Source organism: Myxococcus sp. MISCRS1 (assembly GCF_026626605.1).
In the GTDB taxonomy this organism is placed as follows: domain Bacteria; phylum Myxococcota; class Myxococcia; order Myxococcales; family Myxococcaceae; genus Myxococcus; species Myxococcus fulvus.
Genome location: NZ_JAPNKB010000001.1, coordinates 6,901,615 through 6,921,560 on the forward strand (window position 1 = coordinate 6,901,615; position 19,946 = coordinate 6,921,560).

Annotated in this window: 5 protein-coding genes; 4 read left to right on the forward strand and 1 reads right to left on the reverse strand. The window is 74.5% G+C overall.

The annotated features are described in order from the left end of the window. Positions 1-67 precede the first annotated feature (67 nt). The 3 genes from OWM54_RS27515 to OWM54_RS27525 all read left to right on the forward strand — a co-directional run bounded on the left by OWM54_RS27515 (position 68) and on the right by OWM54_RS27525 (position 7,589). Positions 68-6,121: a hypothetical protein gene (locus tag OWM54_RS27515; protein WP_267699422.1), complete on the forward strand. Its 6,054-nt coding sequence runs from the start codon at positions 68-70 to the stop codon at positions 6,119-6,121. Positions 6,122-6,192: 71 nt separating this feature from the next. Continuing rightward, on the forward strand, positions 6,193-7,107 hold the full coding sequence (locus OWM54_RS27520) for an NlpC/P60 family protein (RefSeq protein ID WP_267699423.1): 915 nt from the start codon (positions 6,193-6,195) through the stop codon (positions 7,105-7,107). A gap of 59 nt (positions 7,108-7,166) precedes the next feature. Further along, the gene (locus OWM54_RS27525) at positions 7,167-7,589 is read left to right on the forward strand and encodes a hypothetical protein (RefSeq protein ID WP_223747095.1); all 423 of its coding nucleotides are present in this window, start codon (positions 7,167-7,169) and stop codon (positions 7,587-7,589) included. A gap of 39 nt (positions 7,590-7,628) precedes the next feature. Here the strand turns inward: OWM54_RS27525 and OWM54_RS27530 are convergent, their stop codons facing one another. Then, positions 7,629-10,232: a protein kinase domain-containing protein gene (locus OWM54_RS27530; RefSeq protein ID WP_420715350.1), complete on the reverse strand. Its 2,604-nt coding sequence runs from the start codon at positions 10,230-10,232 to the stop codon at positions 7,629-7,631. A 154-nt stretch (positions 10,233-10,386) separates the two neighbouring features. On the opposite strand from OWM54_RS27530, the gene OWM54_RS27535 reads away from it, so the two are divergent. Beyond that, positions 10,387-19,944 (forward strand): flagellar hook-length control protein FliK, encoded by a 9,558-nt coding sequence (locus tag OWM54_RS27535; protein WP_267699424.1) that lies wholly within the window; start codon positions 10,387-10,389, stop codon positions 19,942-19,944. Positions 19,945-19,946 lie beyond the last annotated feature (2 nt).

Consider the following 19,946-nt stretch of genomic DNA (forward strand, 5'->3'; position numbering starts at 1 on the left):
GCGGCTTTCCACGCGCTGGATATCCCAGGCATTCTGGGTGGCATGTCCGTTGTAGAGGGGGAGCTTCATGTACTGCCCTGATTGCCGACAGGAGCGCCTGGGTCAGTTCCACCAGTGCGCACTCTGTGGCACGGCGATGACCTCGCGGCCTCGTTCCGAGCTGGACGCGGAGCTCGCTCACGTCCACTTCCTCCTGTCCGAGCTGGCGCGCTGGGATGCCACCGAGGTTCCCCCCAACGTCCGTCGCTTCCTGTCCGAGCGCTACGAGCGTCAGGCCCGAATCCTCCTCTCCGTGCTCGCCGAGTCGCCGGCGCCGGTGACGGCGAGTCGGGTGGAGCCGCCGCGCACGGAGGACGGCGCCGCGGCGGCTGGCGGCGGAGCGCCTTCGCGCCCCGGTGAGTGGCCCGCGGTGGTTCCCGATGTGGATGGGGTGCACGCGGGGGCCACGGTGCTGCCCGTGACGGGCTTCGTGCAGGGAGCGGAGACGGTTGCCGCGGAGGCCGCGTGGCGGTCGAGCGAGGCCGTGACGCGCGATGCCGCGGAGCCGTTCGTGCGGGGCCCGGGAGATTCCGCGGCGAGCGGCGCTTCGGTGATGCGGGAGGCGGGCGGAGCGTGGGGCGCGGAGGCGTCCTCGCAGCGCTCGGGCGAGGCGGTGACTCGGGAGGCGGACGGAGCTTGGGGCGCGGAGGCGTCCGTGGCGAGTGGCGCCTCGGTGATTCAGGATGCCCACGGCGCAAGGGGTGTCACGGCTGGCGCTGATGTGGCCGCGGAGCATCCGCAGGCGGGTCTGTCGTGGCGCGAGGGTGATTCTGTTCCTCGCGCGGACGCGTCGGTGGCGGGTGGTGCCTCGGTGGTGCGCGATGCTCACGGTGTGAGCGAGGTCACGCCGGGCTCGGAGCGTCCGAAGACGGGCCTGCCGTGGGGCGAGGGTGAGTACGTACCTCGTCCGGATGCCTCCGTGACGCGAGATGCGAGCGGCACGTGGAGCTCGGGTGAATCCGCGTCGCGTGCCGATGATGGGCACGCGTCGAGCACATCGGCGGCGTGGCGCGCGGAAGGTGCTTCCTCTGCTTCGAGAGACGAGGCGAAGCGTGAGGCCGAGCGCGCCGCGAGGGCGGCATCGACGCGACGTCCAGGTCCTCGCCCGTCGCCGCATGCTCGCGTGTCCGGTGCGGGCGCCGAGGCGCATCCGCTCCCCGAGGACGCTTCCGCGCCGTCGTTCGAGGCGCCGCAGCCTGGGGGCCCGACGGCCCGGTTCGTCGAGCAGGCCTCGTCGTGGAATCGCGTGTGGAAGCCGTTCCTCTACGAAAGCATCATGTGGTTCGTCGGGGCCTTCCTCGTCCTCTCGGGCCTGCTCTACTTCGTGTTCGAGCGTTGGGCCGGGATGAGCTCTGTCAGTCGCTCGGTGGCCATCTTCCTGGCCACGGCGGGAGCCTCCGCGTTCTTCTCCATCATGGGCGCGGTCCTCGGGCGGCGCGAGGCCCTGCGCGGTCCGGGGCGCATCCTCGGGGTCATCGGCTCGGCGGCGGCTCCCCTCGCGGGCATTGCCTTGTCGCCCACCGGGTTCGGCGACGGCAACCTGGGGCCGTGGTGGCTCACTCCGGTGCTGCTGGTCTGGGCGGGAGTCTCGGCCTGGTTCGTGCGCAAGCCCGCCGAGGCCTTCGATGCCCCCTCGCGTCCCTTCGTCCAGGCCTCGCTCGTCGCCAGCATCTTGATGATGGGACTGGCTCCGCTGGCCGCGAGGCTCGGGGGCGCCGCGCTGTGGCTCAACCTCCTGCCGTGCGTGCTCTTCTTCCTGCTGTCCTCGCGCACCCCTTCGAGTCCTCGAGAAGGGAGCGCGCTGGCCTTCGCGCTCGCCGCGCCGCTGTACCTGCTCATCGCCTACGCGGTGCGCCTGCACCTGGCGCTCGTCCACGCGGGGGCTCCGCCCGAGGCGGGCCTCTATGCGCCCTTCGTCGCGTTCCTGCTCGCCTCCGCCCATCGCTTCCGTGCCCTGCCCGCCGAGCGCGCGACGGACACGCTGTCGCTGGGCGTGGTCTCCCTCCAGGCGATGTGCCTGGTCGCCGCCATCGGTGCCCCGCCGCCGACGTTCTTCGTCACCGCCGCCGTCATCACCTGGACGCTGCTGTCGCTGGCGAGCGGCGCCCTCCATCGACTGCCATGGGTGTATCCCGCCTATGCCGCGCTCTACTTCTCGTACGCCACCAGCGGCCAGCTGGTGCCGGGGCCGCTGAAGCGGCTGCTCGACACGCTCAAGGCCTCGCTCGGCTATCCCGTCGCGGAGCGGCTGCCCGTGCAGTACGGCGCGCTGACGGCGCTGCCCTTCGTGCTCGCGGGCGTGGTGCTCGCGGTGTCGCGGCTGTGGCGCGGTGAGCGCACCGGACAGGCGCGCGACGTCGCCTTCGCGGAGGTGCTGCTGCGCTGCACGGCCGTGGCCGGCGTCCTCTTCTCCTTCCACGGAATCGCCGGTCCCGACGCGCGCCCGGCCCTCTGGAGCGTGCTCGGCATGTCGGTGGTGTGTCTGGGCACCGGCCTGCTCGTGGACCGCTTCTACCTGAAGGTCGTCGGCGCGCTGCTGATGCTGGTGGTGCCGCCGCTGGCCATCCAGGTCCTCTCGGTCGAGGCCGCGTCCGTGGCGGCCGGATTGCTGGCGCTCGGACTGTCGGGCGTGTCCCTGGTGTGCACCGCGCGCACGCGGACACTGGTGGCCCCCGTGGGGGGATTGCTGGCCACGGCCGGCTTCCTGATGGGGCTGCTCAGCGACTTCGGCTTCACGCCGATGGCGGGCGCGGTGCTGTGTGGCGCGAGCATGCTCGTCATCGCGTGGAGCCTGCGCAACGCGTACGTCGTGGCCTACGCCGTCCTGCTGGCGGCCGCCCTGGTGCCGAAGCTCGCGCTCCAGGTGTCCGTCACGGCGATGGCCTTCTCGCTGGTCTTCGTCGCGCTGGCGCTCGCCGTCGTCGCCGAGCGGGGACGGCTGCTGCGGCAGCTGAGCGGGGTGGCGGTCTTCTACGCGCTCTTCGGGTTCCTGGCGGGAATCATCGGCACCGTGAGTGGCCTGGGCGTGGTGATGCTCTTGTCGGCCGGAGCCATCGCCGTGGTGTCTCGCACGCTCCCCCTCGCGCGGCCCCTGGCGGTGTTCCTCGCGGCCTTCGCGCTGCTGCCGGACCTGGGGCGCTCGTTCTCGCCCTGGGGCGGGCTGATGACGCCGGCGATGTCCATGGGGGCGTTCATCCTCTGGGCCCTGGGGTCTTCACTGAGCGCGGCGCGCTGGGGGCGCAGCCCGAGCACCACCGTCGCGGCGCTCGTGGCGTGGACCTTCCCCTTCCTCGCGGTCGCGGAGGCGAAGTCCTCTCAGGAGAACACCTTCATCCTCGCCACGGCCTTCGCCGCGCTGCTCACCGCGAGGGCCATGCCCGCCGCGCTCAGCGTCGGCGTGGCCGCGCTGTACGCCGCCATCGGCCTGTACGCCACGGGGCCCATGGCGCTGCTGGGCCTGGCCACGGTGCTCGCCGTCCTCGCGGTGCTCGAGGAGGTCCCCGCGGTGCTGCGGGTGGGCGCGGGGGGCCGCCGCTTCGCGATGGTGGCGACGGTGGCCTCCGCGCTGGTGATGGTCCCCACGGTGGTGCGCTGGGACGATGCGCCCCCTGCCTGGATGGCCCTGGGCGCCATGGCGCTGCCGCTATTGTGGACGCGCGCCACGCGTCAGCCCTTCTTCGCGTGCCTCGGTGTGCCCTTCGCCTTCGTGGGCTTCCTGGCGATGGGTGGGGACACGCCCACGTGGGCCTTCGCGCTGCCGCTCTTGTCGCTGGCCGTGACGCGGGCGGTGGAGCATGTGCCCGGCTTCAGCACCCTGTTGCTGCGCTCGAACGAGGTGGCGGTCCGCAACCGGCTGTCGCTGGGCATGCAGGTCAGCCTCGCGCTGCTCACGCCGATGGTGCTGCTGACGTCGTGGATGGGGCCGCTGCCGGTGTACTTCCTCACGGCCTCGCTGGCGCTGATGCCCGGGCCCATGCCGTTCCTGCGCGTGTGCGGCGCCTCGCTGCTGCTCATCACCGTTCCGGAGGCGCGGCCCATCGTCACGGTCCTCCTGCTGGCGCTCGCGCTGGCCGAGCACCACGTGGCGCCGAGGCTCTGGGCCTTCTTCCGCAGTCCGCCGGACGCGCAGCTGCGTCAGGTCTCCGTCATCACCGCGCTGGTCATCGCTGCGCTGCCCGTGCTGGAGGACCCGTCGCCATCGAGGCTCGCGGGCCTCGCGGGTGTGGTGGCCGCGTCCGCGTTCCTCCTGTCCCTGCGCTGGCTGTTGGTGCCGGCGCTCCTGGGACTCGCGCTCGCGTGCGTGGGGCAGACGGAGACACGCCACTTCCTGGAGTGGCGGCCCGAGGCGGGGCTGCCCATCGTCGCGCTGGCGCTGGGGGCCGCCGTGCTGTCCGCCTTCTGTCAGTCGGGGAGCGTGCAGCGCTCGCTCAACAAGGCCGTGGAGCGCTTGATGCCCGGACTGGGCGGCACGTGGAGCGAACCTCTGTGGGCGGGGAGCACGGGCGTGTTGGGGCTGCTGCTCCTGGCGAGGCTCGCGGCCACGGGGCCTGGAGCGCTCGCGCCGCACGTGGCGCTGGGGGCCGGAGTGACGTCGCTGGTGTTGATGGCGACGCGCGAGCGGTGGATGGCGAATGTGGCCACGGTGCTGCTCGGGTTGTCGCTGGTGGCGGCGGTGCCCTTCGTGTGGGTGCCCGCCGCTGTCAGTGGCGCGGGGCTGGCGCTGTGCGTGGCGGGCATGTTCCTGGATGCGCGAGGGGTGCGCGTGGGCGCGGCCCTGCACCATGGCGGTTGGGTGCTGGCGCTGATGTCGTTGTCGGCGCTGCGCGACCTGCGGCACATCGGGACGCCGCTGTGCTTCGTGTTCGGTCTGGGGGCGGCGTGGGCGGTGGTGTGGCGCCGGAGCGAGCGCGAGGCGGCGGGCTGGCTGGCGTCGCTCGTGGCGGCGCATGGCGTGATGATGCACCTGGGCGCGGTATTCTCCACGGGGCGTGGCTCGGAGTTCATCCTCCCGTACCTGGGCGCGCTCAGCGGGCTGCTCGCCGCGCTCGCCCTGTTCGTGGCGGGCCGGGAGGTGCGTCGGGGCGTGGGGCTGGGCTTCACCGTCGTGGCGCTGATGGAGGTGATGTTCGGCCTGGGGGTGCTGGGGCCGCAAGGGGACGCGCTGCGCGAGGCGCTCGTCGCGTGCGGAGCGCTGGCGGTGCTGCTCGTCGCGCTGGTGCGCCATGCCTCCCGGGAGGAGGACGAGCCCGCCGCGTTCCTGGCGCAGGCGGTGCTCGCGCTGGGGTACCTGTCCATGCGCATGCTCGGCATGGGAGCGCAGCCGAACTCCGGAGACAGCCTGGCGGCGCTGGTGGGCGGCGCGCTCTTCACGGGCCTGTACTTCTTCGTGCAGCGCGAGGGCTCGGGGCTCACGGTCTTCCGGAGGCCCGCCTTGTGGGGCGCGTACCTGTTCCCGATGGCGGGGCTGCTCTCCGCGCCGTGGGGCGAGCCGCTCCAGGTGGCCGCGCTGCTGGTGGGACACGCCGCGCACTTCGCCGCGCTGGCCTCGCATCCGACGCGCAGGGGCTCGGCCTCGCTCGCGTCGGTGGTGGCCTTCAACGTCGCGCTCTTCCTGGTGTGGCAGGGCACGGGGCACGGCGAGCCGCAGTTCTACGTCATCCCCGCGGGCCTCTCGCTGCTCGCGCTGCTGCGCGTGTTCCGGGGCGCCATCGAGCAGGACACGTATGCGCGGCTGCGCGCGGTGGCCGTCACCGTCATCTACGTGGCCGGCGCGTGGAAGCCGCTGATGTTCGACGACGGTGGGGCGATGCTCCTGTGCGTGTTCCTCTGCGTGGTGGGCGTGGGCTTCGGCATCGCGTTGCGCATCCGCTCCTACGTGTACCTGGGCACCGCGTTCCTGGTGACGTGTGTGGCGGCGAACCTGGTGCGCTTCGGCATGAGGGACCACCGCGTCGCGGCCGCCTCGCTGTTCATCATGGGCCTGTTCGTCATCGGCTCCATGGTGATGCTCAGCGCCCACCGTGCCGCACTCCTCCAGAGGTACACGCGGGTCCGCGCACTGCTGTCCACCTGGGAGGGGTGACACTTCGAGTTCTTGGCGACGGGCCCCACCTGTGGGATTGAATGCGGCCGCCTTTGTTGGAGGGTCGTCGGTTGTCCAGTCCTCGCCTGCTCGCCATCGTTCCGCTGTGTGCCCTCATCGGCTGCGCCACCGTGAAGTCCCGCGACGTCGGGACCGCTCCGGAGGTGGTGCCTTCTTCAGTGCCGGAGTCCACCGGGGAGGGCACCCAGGTGCCCGCGTCCGACACGACTCCGGCAGTGGCCCCCGAGGCTGCGTCCGCGAGCGAGATGGTGGCACCGGTGGTCGCGGAGGCACCTCGCGGCGAGCGTGCGCCGGCCGTCGTCGCCACCGTGATGTCCGAGGAGAAGGCCCGGCCGCTGGTGACGGGGGTCATCTCCGCCGCGCTGGAGGCCGTCGCGCTGGTCACGAGTCCGGCGACGGACTCCGCGGGGTTCTGGGAGGCGTACCGCACGCCGATGCAGCTGGCGCGGCTCATCGTGTCGCGCTCGATGCAGCTCGTCGGTGAGCGCAACCTGGGGCGCGTGAGCCGGGGGATGCCGAACGACTGCTCGGGCTTCGTGCGGCTGGCGTATCTCTCCGCGGGCATTGATTTGGTGGCGCACGGCTTCCTCGCCGGGGAGAACGCCGTCTCGGCCATCTTCCGCCGCGCGACGCAGGGGGGCCGGCTGCACCAGCACGCGCCGCGTCCGGGCGACCTCGTCTTCTTCCGCGAGACCTATGACCGCAACCGCGATGGTCGCCGCAATGATGGGATGACCCACATCGGCGTGGTGGAGGCGATTGGAGAAGACGGCACCGTCACCTTCATCCACCGAGGCAGCAAGGGCGTGGCCCGCAGCCGCATGAACCTGGCTCATCCGGAGAAGCACCAGCTCTCCCAGGGTGGCCCCGTGGTGAACGACTTCCTGCGCCCGGCGAGCAAGGGCTCTCGCGCCTATGTCACGGGGGAGCTCTTCGTCTCCTACGCGTCTCCCGAGGGGCTGTAGATTTCCAGTCGACATCCCGCACCCCGCGTGGCTTTGAAGCTCCGCGAGGTTGTTGCGTCATGTCGGGCATGAGAATCGCCCTGCTTGTCGGTGGTCTGTTGCTCGCCTCGGGCTGTGTCGTGCACTCGCGCTCCGAGCCGCGTCCCGGTCCCTCGCGGCCTCCGCCGCGCCCGTCCTCCATGTCCTACAAGGAGGCCGTGGACCGGGGCTTCGGGGAGTGTCGCTCGCGCCGCTATGACTGCCGCCTCAAGGAGGCGCACCGCACCGGACGCGATGTCTGGAAGGTGAAGTTCGAGGCCTCGGCGCCGGGCGCCCGGGGCCACCTGCACCTCGAATACGACGCCTTCTCCCGCAACCTGCTCAGGGTGGACGAGAAGGTGAAGGCACGCCGGGACAGGGACGACGATTGGGATGACGACGACCACCACCATCACGGTCGCGGCAAGGGCAAGAAGAAGGGGCACGCCCACCGCGACGACTGACGCGCGCCGCGCCGCGCCCGGGACGGGATTCCCGGGCCTTCAGCCGCCCTTCTTGTTCAGCCGCTGCAGGGCCCGGTTCGCCTCGGCCTGACCGCAGTCTCCGCTCTTGCCGACCTCCAGCTCCGCGAGGCGGACGAGGGCGGGGACGGCGTCCATGTTGCCCAGCACGCCCAGCCTCCGCGCGGCGAGCCGGCGCAGCTCACACTCCTTGGCCTCCAGCGCCTTGGCGTAGCCCTCGACCAGGTCGAACCCGTCCGTCTCCTTCGCGGCGTCCAGGTAGCGCACCGCGCCCCACTGCTTGAGCGAGAAGTCGCTCTCCACCAGGTCGATGAAGTACGGACGCACCCGCTCCCGGGGGATGTTGCTCAAGAGCTTGCGCAGGTCGTCGGAGTCCTTGCGGCCGTAGTCCTCCGCGAGCCCGTCCAGAATCGAGTCCTCCACGCCGGCGCGACCCTCGTCGTCCAACGTGGCGAGCAGCACCCGCTCCTTGTCGTGGTTGCCGAGCGCGTGGTGCGTCGCCGCGAGCGCACGCCGCACCGAGGCCTGCTTCTGCTCCTCGTTCGACGTCGCGTTCAGCAGCGCGAGCGCCTCCTCCGTCCTGCCATCCTCCAACAACGACAGCGCCTTCACCGCGGGGCGGTTCAGGTGCCACACCCATGCGGCGACGAGCAGCAGGAGCACCCCCACCACCGCACCCGCGTGCTTCGGCTTCGCGCGCGCCAGGGCCACGGTGGCCTGGGCGCGTGCCTTCAACTTCGCGGGCGTCAGCTCCTCGCGCAACCACGGCCCCGCCACTCGCAGCGACTGTCGGGGCGAGAAGTCGCGCACGCGCTGGAGCCGCTCACGGGCCCGCTGGGTCATCGAGGCCCAGGCCACGCCCGTCCTGCGCAGCGCCGGAGCGATGTGCACCGCGAGCGCGCTCTGCTTCTCGAAGCGGCCACCGAAGGGCGGCCCCTCGGCCATCCGCAGGCAACGGTACAGCTGGAGCTGCTCCTCGCGGCCGGGCAGGGTGATGGAGCCACACGGCTCCACCTCCGCCTCGGCGCGGTTGCGCGCCAGGTTCACCGCCTCCGTGAAGGTGACCTCGCCCGCGGCGGCGACGTGCTCCACCGTCTCCACCACCTCCATGGGCTCGCCCAGCACGGTGTCGGCGGTGAGCAGCACCTCGCCCGCGTGCAGGCACACGCGCACGTTCAGCCGCTCCCCGTCGGGCAGCGCCTGGTTGTGGCGCCACAGCTTGTCCTGCATCGCCATGCCGCACAGCACCGCCGCGGTGGGCGAGCGGAACACCACCAGGAGCGCGTCGCCGCGCTTCTGCACCAGCCGTCCGTCGTGCTCCTTCACCAGCGGAATCAGCAGGCGGTCATGCGTCTCCAGCATCCGCGCGTTCTCTTCGTGCGTCTGCCGGCTGGTGCGCTCGGTGAAGCCCTGGATGTCGGTGAGCATCACCGTCAGGTTCTGCGGCTTCACCACCGAGTTGCTGCCGGACAAGGACGGGCCCGCGCCCGACGGCCGCGTGCCGAAGGCCGCCGTGCCCGTGCGCACCATGCCCGGCGGAAGACTGTGCGCGCCCGAGGTGGCCACCGCGCCGTACGCGGCCGTCCCCTGACTGATGCGCTGGGACGTGGCGGGCACCGGAGCGTCCGCGCCGCCGAACACGGAGGTCCCGGTGGGACCGGGCGTGGCCACCACGGGCGTCTCGCCCGTGCCGAAGACGGACGTGCCCGAGGGTGAGGTGACGGTGGCGGGCATCCCGACGTAGGCGGGCGTGCCCAGCCCCGGCGTCAGCGAGGAGAGCGAGGCGTGGGCCGCGGCGAGGGCATCCGCCAGCTCGTGCGCGCTCTGCGTGCGCTTGGCCGGGTTCTTCTCCAAGAGCTTCATCACCAGCGACAGCAGGCCGATGTAGCGCGACAGCGACGGGGCGGCCCGGTCCAACGGCAGCGGCGCGTGCGAGGCGTGCTGCGCGAGGAAGTGCCGCGCCTGGGGCCCGTCGAACGGCAGGCGCCCGGAGAGCACCCGGTAGATGAGCACGCCGAAGGTGTACAGGTCGCTGCGCGTGTCCACCTTCGCGCCCACCGCCTGCTCCGGCGACAGGTACTCGGGGGTGCCGAGCACCACGCCCACCTGGCTGACGTTGCTCTGCGCGTCCGGCTCCACGAGTCGCGCGATGCCGAAGTCGAGCAGCCGCGCCTGCTCACCGCGCGCGCCGGGGGAGATGAAGACGTTCTCCGGTTTCAGGTCGCGGTGGATGATGCCCTTGTCGTGGATGGCGGCCAGGCCCTCCGCGAGCTGGTGGAGCAGCGGCAGCGCGCGCCCCGGCGGCATGGGCCCCCGGGTGAGCACGTCGTAGAGGCTCTCGCCCTCCACGAACTCCATCACCAGGCAGGCGTGATCTCCCGACTCGCCGAAGTCGACGATGTGGACGACGGCGGGGTGCTCGACGGCGGAGAGGAGGCGGGCCTCGCGCTTGAAGCGCTCGGCCATGCCGGGCTGGGCGTTGAGGTCATGGTGAAGGACCTTGATGGCCACCTTGCGGCCCAAGGAGACCTGTTCACCCAGGTACACTTCCCCCATGCCGCCCGAGCCCAACGGACGGAGGACTCGGAAGCGACCGTCGAGGACGAGAGAGTCGGGAGCCAGCACGCCGGGCGCATCTTGTCCGACTTCGCGTTCGCGCGCATGACGAACCGCACGGGGGCGGCCCTGGGGCCGCTCTGCCCCTCCGGCTGCCCCCCGGGCGGGGGATTGCCATAAATTTCGGGGGCTTGGGCACCGTGGTAGCGTCCGGGCTCCCGCGATGGCCAACGAGAGCGACTCCCCCAAGCCCACCGCGGCGCCCGATGCGCGCGCCGCCGCACCCGAGCTGCGCCTGCTGGACCGCAGGGCCTTCGTGGGCTTCCCCGCGCTCGAAGTCACGCCCGGGCTGCGCATCTCCGACTTCGCCCTCCAGATTCCGGACGTCAGCTTCCCCTTCAACGTCAGCGCCGGGGCCACGCGTTATCAGCGCAAGAAGCTGAGCTTCGGCTTCCTGGAGCTGAGCGTCGACGCGGACCTCGTCACGCGGCGGGTGGCGGAGCTGGCCGGGAAGCTGGCGGGCATCGAGGAGCTGCGGCTGCACTTCCGTCCCGGCTACCTGGAGGGCCAGGGGCGGCTGCCCGCGCCGGAGCGCACGCCGTTCACGTTCAAGGTCGCCTTCGACGCGGATGGCGAGAAGCTCGCCATCTACCTGTACGACGTGCGGCTGTACGGCTTCTCGTCGACGCCGTCGGTGCAGGTGCCGGGGCTGTTGTCCGCGGCGGTGGGCGCGCTGGCGCTGGTGCCCGACGTGGAGGTGCGCGGGGCCTCGGGGTTCTCCACGCGCGTGCTGCCCGCGCTGTGTCAGCTGGCGGCGGTGAGCCGTGGCTACAAGATGCCGTCCCTGGACACGGCGCGCCTGTCCGCCGCCGAGGTGTCGAGCACGGGCCTGCGGCTGCGCTTCGCGGCGGGGGGCCTGCCGCCTCCGTCCGCGCCGGACGAGGAGCTGCTGCTCACGCTCGAGGGCGCGCGGGCGTTCGCGGACGCGGAGGGGCTGGTCGCCCAGGGCCGTCTGGCCGAGGCGCGGCAGGTGTATCTGCAGGCCGGGGACGCGCAGGACGCGCACCCGTTCGCGGCGGAGCGGCTGTTGTCGCTGCTGGTCGCGGACCCCCAGGCGCACGAGCTGGCCCTGGACGTGGCGGCCACGCTCCAGCGCAGGCGGGACCGGAGCCCCGCGGCGCTGTGGGGCGAGGCGGTGGTGCGCGAGCGCCGGGGCGAGGGGGCTCGCGCGGCCGAGCGCTATCTGGCGCTGTGCGCGCTGGCCCGGCGCACGTCCGAGGAGGCCGCGGCCTTCTTCTCCGCCGAGGCCGCCGCGCGCTGCTCGCGCGACACCGCGCCCCAGGTCGCGGTGAAGGCGCTGCACGAACTGCTGGGGCTCAAGCCGGACCACCTGCCGTCGCTCAAGGCGCTGGCGCGCGCGTCGGACCAGGCGCGCGACAGGGCCGGCGCGGTGCGCGCCTATCGCCGGCTGGCGGCGCTCGCTCGCGACCCGCACGAGGCCGCCGACGCGCACGTGCACCTGGCCCGGCTGTGCGCGCAGACGGAGGACGACATCGCCGGCGCGCGCCTGCACTGCGAGGCCGCGCTGCGACTGGCGCCGGACCAGGCCGATGCGCTGCTGCTGCTCGGTGAGCTGTGTCACCGCGGCGGCGAGCACCTGCGCGCGCTGAAGGCGTTGGACCGCCTGCGCGAGGTGTCCATGGCCCGGCACGAGCTGGACCGGGTGGGCCACGCCGACCTGATGGCCGGCCGCGTGTGGGAAGAGGGCTTGAAGCAGCCGGAGAACGCGCTGCTGCGCTACCGCGAGGCGGTGTCGCTGCTGCCCGGCGAGCCCGAGCCGCTGTTCGCCGCCGCGCGCGTGGCGGAGGGACTGGGCCGGCTGCAGGAGGCGCTCGCGGGCTACCAGCAGGCGCTGGAGCTGGCGGGGCCGGCGCCGCGCTCGGAGGGCATCCGCCACGCGGCGCATGCCAGCCACCACGCGTTGGCCAGGCTGTACCGCTCGCGGCTGGGAGACCCGGCGCGCTCGCGCGAGCATCTGGAGTCCGCGCTTGCGCTGGACCCTCGCGACGCGCTGGCGCTCGAGGAGCTGATTCCGTACTTCCGCATCACCGGCAAGTCGCTGGAGCTGGCCGACGCGCTGGAGAAGTCCGCCGCGCTCCAGGACGAGCCTGGCAAGCGCGCCGCGGCCTGGGCGGAGGCGGGCGAGCTGTACCGCGGGCGACTGCAGCAGCCGGAGAAGGCGGAGCGGCTGCTGCTGCTCGCGCTGGAGGCGGACGCCGACCACCGGCCGTCGCTGGAGTCGCTGCTGGCGCTGGCCGAGGCGCGCCGCGACGGTCCGCTGCTCACGCGGTGCCTGTCCGCGCTGGCGCGGCTGTCCACCGACGTGAAGGAGCGCGCGCAGAAGTACCGGCGCCTCGCGGTGGCCGCGCGCGACCTGGCGTTCGACCTGGACCTGGCGGTGCACTCGCTGCAGGAGGTGCTCCGCGCGGAGCCGGATGACCTGCCGGCGCTGGGTGAGCTGTGCGCCCTGCAGCGCAAGCGCGCGGACATGGCCGGGCTGGCCGTGGCGCTGGAGGAGCGCGCGCGGGTGGCCGAGGCACAGGGCGACAAGCGTCTGGCGGCGGCCGCGCTGCGAGAGCTGGCCGGAGTGCTGGAGGCCCGGCTGGGGCGCGTGGGCGATGCGCTGGTGGCGCTGGAGAAGGCGGCGCGGCTCGCGCCCGACTCCGCGGTGCTGCTGGACCTGGCGGACCTGTCCCTGCGCTGCGACCGCCCCGAGCATGCGCGGCGCGCGCTGGAGTCGCTCTTGTCCACGCTGCCTCGCACGGCGGCGCCGGAGAAGCTGGCGGACGTGCGGGCCCGACTGGGACGCGCGTGCGAGATGCTCGGCGACCGCGAGGGCGCCATCGCCGCGTACGCGCAGGCGTTGCCCCTGCGCCGGCTGGACGACGCGCTGGCCGCGCGGCTGGAGGCCCTCTACACGGAGGCCGGCGAGACGCAGGCCCTGGCCGAGCTGTGGGCGGGCCGCGCGCAGGCCCTGATGGGCGCCGAGCGCGCCGAGGAGGCCGCGCCGCTGTTCCTGCAGAGCGCTCGCGCGCTGCTGGAGCGGGGCGAGAAGTCCGCGGCGCTGCTGCGCCTGTCCGCCGCGCTGGAGGCGAGCCCCGAGGGCCCGCTGGCGGCCGAGGTGCTGGAGTCGCTGGCCGAGCTGGAGCTGGAGCGGGGCGAGAAGCTGGAGGCCGCGCGCCTGTACGCGCGCCGCGCCGTGCTGGTGCCCGAGGACCGCGCGGGCGCGCGGCTCCTGTTCCGCGCGTCGCTGCTGGCGGCGGGGACCAGTCGCGAGGAGGCGTTCCTCGCCGAGGCGCTGGAGCGCGATGCGTCCTTCGCTCCCGCGCGGCAGCGCCGGGGTGAGCTGAAGCTGCCCACCGATGCGCGGGCCGCGCTGGACGACTTCGAGGCGGTGCTGGCGCTGCCTCCCGTGGACGCCGACGCGCCTCGCGAGGCGGAGCGCGTGTCCCTCACGCGCAAGGCCGCGGGCGCCGCCGTGCGCGCGGGCCGGACCGACTCCGCGCGCCGCCTGTTGGCCGAGTACTGCATCCGCGCGCCGGAGGACCTGGACGCGCGCGTGGAGCTGGCCAGCCTGCACCGCAAGGCGGGCGCCCGCGAGGCGCTGGCGGACCTGCTGGTGGAGCTGTGGCCGCGCCTGTCCGGCGAGCCTCGCCGCGCGGCCCGTCGCGAGCTGGCGGAGCTGTCGCTGTCGCTGGGGCGCGCGGGCGCGGCGATGGACTCGCTGCGCAGCCTGCGCCTCGAGGAGCCGCACGACACGTGGGCGGCGCAGGCGCTGCTCGACTTGCTGCCCCCGCCGGGCACGGGCTCCGTGGAGGAGGAGGCCGAGCGTCTGGAGCTGTTGGGCGCCCTGGTGACCTCGTCGTCGGGAGAGGAGCGCGCGGAGTTGCTCGCGCGCCGCGCCGTGCTGCACCGCGCGGCCCACCGGGTGTCCGCCGCGCGAGAGGACTTCTCCGAGGCCGCCACGCTGTCTCGCCGCCCCGCGCCGCTGCTGCTGGCGCTGGCGGAGCTGGCGCGTGAGTCCGAGGACGAGGCGGGTGAGCTGGAGGTGTGGCGTCGCGCGGTGGTCGCCGATGCCCAGCTCGGCGCGCGCGCCCGCGAGCGACTGCTCGCCCTGGGGACGACGCTGGCGGAGAAGGACGTCCGGCCGCTGGCGCGCGAGGCGCTGCTCGCCGCCGTCGCCCTGTCGCCCTCGGAGGCGGAGCGCTGCGACGCCTGGTTCACCCTGGCCGACCTGGCCCGCCGTGACGAGCGTCCGGACGAGGAGGCCACCGCGCTGGCCGAGGCCGCGAGGCAGGGCCCCACGCCCCGCCGCGTCGAGGCGCACCTGGCCCGCGCCGCGCTGCTCGAGTCGCGCGGAGCGCTGGCCGATGCGCGCGAGAGCCTGCGGGCGGCGCTGGCGCTGGCGCCCCGACACGCGGGCGCCACGGCGTCGCTGCTGCGCGTGCTGCGCACCCTGGGAGACTGGGCCGCGCTGGCCGAGGTGCTCGCGGCCGAGGCGCCCCACGCTGGCGCGGGCGAGGCCGCGACGATGTACTCGGAGCTGGCGTCGCTCTACCTGGAGCGACTGGACCAGCCGGGCCCCGCCGAGGCGGCGCTGCGCCACGCGCTGCGGCTGACCCCGGACGACGCGAACGCGCGACGCCAGCTGGTGTCCCTGGTCGCGGGCCGGGGCGAGCTGCGCGAGGCCGCGGCGCTGCTGGAGACCGCCGCCGAGAGCGCGAGCGCGACGGAGGCCGCCACGCTGCTGCGCGAGGGCGCCGCCTACGCGCGCGACGCGGAGGACCTGGAGCGCGCGCTGAAGCTGTCGCGCAAGGCGCACGCCCTGGTGCCCGCGCGCGGCGCGGAGCTGGCCTCGCTGGCGGAGCTGCTCTACCTGCGCGGCGCGGTGGTGGAGGCGCTGCCGCTCCAGGAGACGCTGGCGCTCGCGGTGGACTTCTCGGGCGACGCCGCGTCCGTCGACGCCGCCGAGGCCACCTGGCTGCGGCTGGGCGAGCTGGCGGAGAGCGCGGGCGAGACGAAGCGCGCGGTGGGCGCGTACCGGAAGCTGCTCGCCGAGCGGCCCCTGTGCGAGGCCGCGGTGCAGCGGCTCTCCGCGCTCCTGGAGAAGGACGACCCGCGCGGCGCCTTCGAGGTGCTCGTCACCCACGCGCGCTCGCTGGCGCCGTCCGAGGACACGGTGCGGCGGCTCGTGGTGCTGGCGGACAGGGCGCGCGCGTCGCTCGCGGACGCGGGCGTCGCGGCGTCGCTCTTGTCGCACGCGGCGCAGATGGCCCAGACGCCGCTGCCCCTGCGGCTGCGGCTCGCCGCGCTGTACCGCGAGACGGGTCGCTCGCTGGAGCTGCTCACGGAGCTGCGTCAGGTGGCCGCGCTCAGCCTCCAGGTGGGCGACGTGGCGGCGACGCTCGCGGCCTACGACGAAGAGGCCCGGCTCGCCGAGTCCACCGGCCGCGCGGACGACGCGCTGCGCGCGCTCGCGGATGCACGCGACCTGCTGGCGTCGCGTGGCCGTCCCGCCGAGGCCGCCGTGTCCGAGCGCCGCCGCGCGGAGCTCTTGCGCGACGTGAAGCTGGACCTCTCGGCCGCGGAGGGCGCGCTGGACCGGGCCTTCTCGCTGGCGGAGGACCTGGGCACCGCCCGACTGGGCGCCGCGCTGGCCGAGCGCCGCGACGACGCCGAGGCCGAGGCCCTGTGGCTGGAGCGCGCGCTGCCGCTGCTGGACGACGCCAGGCAGGCCGCGGCGCTGCGGCTGCGGCTGGCGAAGCTGCACCTGGGCGTGCTCGCGGACGCGGAGGAGGCGGAGCGCTTCCTGCGCGAGGCGCTGCGCGAGGACCGCTCGCTCGAGGAGGCCGAGTCGCTGCTGGCCCGGCTGCTGGAGCGCGACGGCCGCATGGCGGAGCTGGCCGCCTGGTACGAGGAGTGCGCCGAGGGCGAGCCGGACGCGGAGCGCCGCGCAGAGCTGCTCCAGCGCGCCGCCGTGCTTTACCGCGACAGGGCGGGGCGCCCCGACGCGGCCGCCGCGGCCTTCATCGCCGCGCGCTCGGCGCGCCCGGACGACCTGGACCTCACCGCGCAGGCCGCGGAGCTGTTGCACGAGGTGAAGCGGCACGCGGACGCCGCCGAGTTCGACGCGGTGCTGCTGGAGGCCGACCCGTTCCGCGAGCCCGTCTTCACCCGGCACCGTGCCTTCCTGGAGGAGTCCGAGGACAACCAGTCGCTCGCGGAGCTGATGTTGCGGCGCGCCCAGCGTCAGTCCGACGTGGACGCCGCGGCCAGCTACCTGGCGGCGGCCCGGGCCTTCCGCGCGGGAGGCGCCCGCGAGCGCGCGCTCCTGTGCGAGGACCGCGCCTTCGAGCTGGACCCCGCGAGCGTCGAGGCCTTCGAGCAGGTGCGCGAGCGCGCGGCCACGGACGTGCGCCGGTTGTCGGAGCTGCTCGCCCAGCGCGCGCGAGCCCTGCCTCGCGAGCAGTCGCTGCCCCTCCTGCGCGAGCGCGCCACGCGCCTGCTGGACGCGGGAGAGGCGCTGCTGGCCGCCGAGGCCTTCGACGTGTACCTGGCGAGCGCGGGCGACGATGTGGAAGCGCTGTCCGCCCGCGCGGAGCTGGCGGCTCGCAGTGGTGGCCCCGCCGCCGCGCGGCCGTATGACCGGCGGCTCCTGGACGCGGGGGGAGACGCGCTGCCGGTGCCGGTGCGCGCGCGGACCTGGCTGCGGCTGGGCCACGCGTCGCTGGGGGCGAACGCGTACCACGACGCGGCGGATGCCTTCGAGTCGGTGGTGTCGCTGGAGCCTGACGGCGAGCGCGGCCGCGAGGCGCTGTCGCTGCTGGCGGAGGTGCACTCGCGCACGGGCAACGCGCCGGGCCTGTACCGCGCCTCGCTGCAACTGGCCCGGCGCGCGGAGGACACGGCGACGGCGGAGGTGCTGTACCGCCGCGCGGCGGACCTGTTCGAGGACCCGAGGGAGGCCATCGACGCGCTCCTGCCCCTGGCGCGGCTGCGTCCCGCGGACGCCTCCGTCATCGACCGCGCCGTCGCGGGCCTGCGCGCGATGGGCCGCCACGGCGACCTCTTGGCGGTATACGAGTCCGGCGCCGAGGCCGCGGGAGGCGCACGCGCCGCCGAGCTGCTCCTGGCCGCCGCCACCGTGGCCGCCGAGTCGCTCGCGGACGCGGACGCGGCGTGGGAGCTCACCCAGCGCGCCGCCGAGGCCGCGCCCGAGGACGTCACCGCGCTGCGTGCCCTGGTGACGGGGCTGCGCGAGCGCCGCGACACGGGCCGGCTGCGTCAGGCCCTGGAGCGGCTGGTGCCGCGCCTGGAGGACGCGGACGAGGCGGCGCTGCTGCGGCTGGAGCTGGCCGCGCTGCTGGAGGCCGAGGGCGAGACGTCCACGGCCCGCGAGGCGCTGGAGGCGGTGGTGGAGCGCGGCGCCTCGGGCGCGGGCTACGCCGTCGCGCTGGAGGAGCTGGAGAAGCTGCTGACGGACGCGCCCGCGCGCCGGGCCGAGGTCCAGGTGGCCCGCGCCGAGCTGACGTCGGGGCGCGAGCGTCGCTCGCTGATGCTCGCGGCGGCCCGTGCCTTCGAGAGCGCGGGGCGGCTGCCGGACGCGCTGAAGGCGGCGAAGGCCGCGGCGGCCGTCGAGCCGGACGTGGACGCGACGCTGCGGGTCGCCCACCTGTACCGGGCCTCGGGCGAGGCGCCCAAGGCCGCGACGGCGCTGCTGCAGGCGGCCCGGCTCGCGTCTCCGGACGAGCGTCCGCCGCTGCTGCTGGAGGCCGCGGACCTCTGGGAGAAGGCGGGCGAGCACGGCGAGGCGCTGGAGGTCATCGAGCGCATCGCCACCGAGGCGCCGGACATGCTCGCGCCGTCGGAGCTGGCGGAGCGCTTCGGCCGGCTGGGCGCCTTCGCCCGCGCGCTCGAGGTCGGCTTCGCGCCCGCCATGCTGGCCGGCGAGCTGACGGACGCGCTGGCCATGGCCGCGCAGGCCGGCGACGCGGCCCGCACGCGCGAGGCGCTGTGGGCCCTGGTCGCGCAGGCGGACGCGGACCCCGCCCACGCCTCCGCGCTCGCGGACGGGCTGCGCGCGGAGCACGACGCGGAGGGGCTGCTGGAGCTGGCGGCCCTGTCCGTTTCCAGGGACGCCGCCTTCGCCGTGGCCCTGCGCGACGAGGTGCTGCGCGCCCCGGACGCGCCGGAGCTGCAGCGCCTGCGCGCGCTGGAGGAGCTGTCGACCGACGCGGGCTTCGCGGCCCGGCTCACGCTGCTGTTGCCCGGCCTGGAGAAGCACCCGGAGGTGCTCTCGGAGGCGGTGCTGAACCGGGTGCGCGCGCTGCCGGACGCGTCGCGTGTGGAAGCGCTCGCCATGGCGGCGGAGGGCTGGACGTCCCGCCGCAAGTCGCTGCTGCTCGAGCGCCACATGCTGGAGTTCAGCCTGGGCCGCTTCGACGCCGCCGCGCGCACGCTGGGCCAGCTCATCGAGGTGGAGGAGGACGCGCGCGCACGCGCCACCCTGCACCTGGAGCAGGGCGAGCTGTTGCTCAGCCCGCTGGAGCGGACCGACGAGGCCCGCGCGGCCTTCGAGCGCGCGCTGGAGGATGACGCCACCTGCGTGACGGCGCTGCACAACCTGCTCGCGCTGGTGGACGAGGCCGAGGACCCGGCCGTCTTCGTGTCCCTCGCCGAGCGCCTGGTGGCCACGGAAGGGCCCGCCGCCGCGACGCAGCACCGCGAGCGCTGGGCGGACGCGTACGAGATGCTGGGCCAGGTGGCCGAGGCCGCCGCCCAGCTGGAGGCGCTGCCGGAGACCGAGGAGCGCCTGGCCCGCCGCGCGAGGCTCGCGGAGGAGCGGGGCCTGACGGGCGAGGCGCTGCGGCTTCGCGAGCGGCTCACCGACGAGCCGGGGATGCTGGAGTCCATCCTGCGCGGCTACCTGGACGCGCAGCTGGTGGCGCCCGCGGCCCGGCTCGCCGAGCGCCTCTTCGACGTCGCCGGCCTGTCGCCGGAAGTCCTCCGCCTGGCCTGTGAGCGGCTGTCGCCCGTGTCCGAGGGCGCCGTGTTCGCCACGCGCGTGTGGCCGGGGCTGTTGCGCGCATCCCCGCTGGACGTGGATGGCTGGACGCTCTACGCCGAGGCCCTGCGGCTCGTCGGACGTCAGGACGCGGCCGAGCGCGCGGATGGCATCGGCGCGGCGCTGTCCTCCAGCACGGCGCTGGTGACGCGCGTGCCGGTGTCGCCGCTGCCTTTGCCCTCGGGCTTCCAGCACGCGCCGCCCGCCCGGGTGCTGCCGGTGACGACCGAGAGCTTCCCGCGCCTGTTCGCCGCGCTGCGGCCCGCGCTGACGTCCCTGGGCGCCGGGGCGCTGTCGGTGGGCGTGGACCCCATCGGCGGGGTGGAGGCGTACCTCACCGCGCCGGACGCCCTCGTGCTGGGCGCGGGCGCGCTCGCGTGCTTCGACGCAGTGGAGCTGGGCTATCTGTGCGCGCTGGCCCTGGCGCTCGGAGAGGCGGGCGTGAAGCTTTCCCGCCCGGGCGAAGTCCCCGGCTTCGACGAAGCGGCCGTGGCAGCCTTCCGCGCGGTGCCCTCGTCGCTCGCGGCGGGGCGCGTGCTGGCCCGGCTGGATGCCAAGGTGCGCGGGGGTGACCCGGCGCGGGTGGATGTGGGCGCGGTGCTCGCACAGGGGGAGACCTTCCGGGCGGTGGCCCTTTGCGTGCTCGACCTCGGGTAGCC

Coding starts and splice junctions, on each gene's coding strand:
- OWM54_RS27515 (WP_267699422.1), top strand. CDS start 68: ATGTACTGCCCTGATTGCCGACAGGAGCGCCTGGGTCAGTTCCACCAG.
- OWM54_RS27525 (WP_223747095.1), top strand. CDS start 7,167: ATGTCGGGCATGAGAATCGCCCTGCTTGTCGGTGGTCTGTTGCTCGCC.
- OWM54_RS27535 (WP_267699424.1), top strand. CDS start 10,387: ATGGCCAACGAGAGCGACTCCCCCAAGCCCACCGCGGCGCCCGATGCG.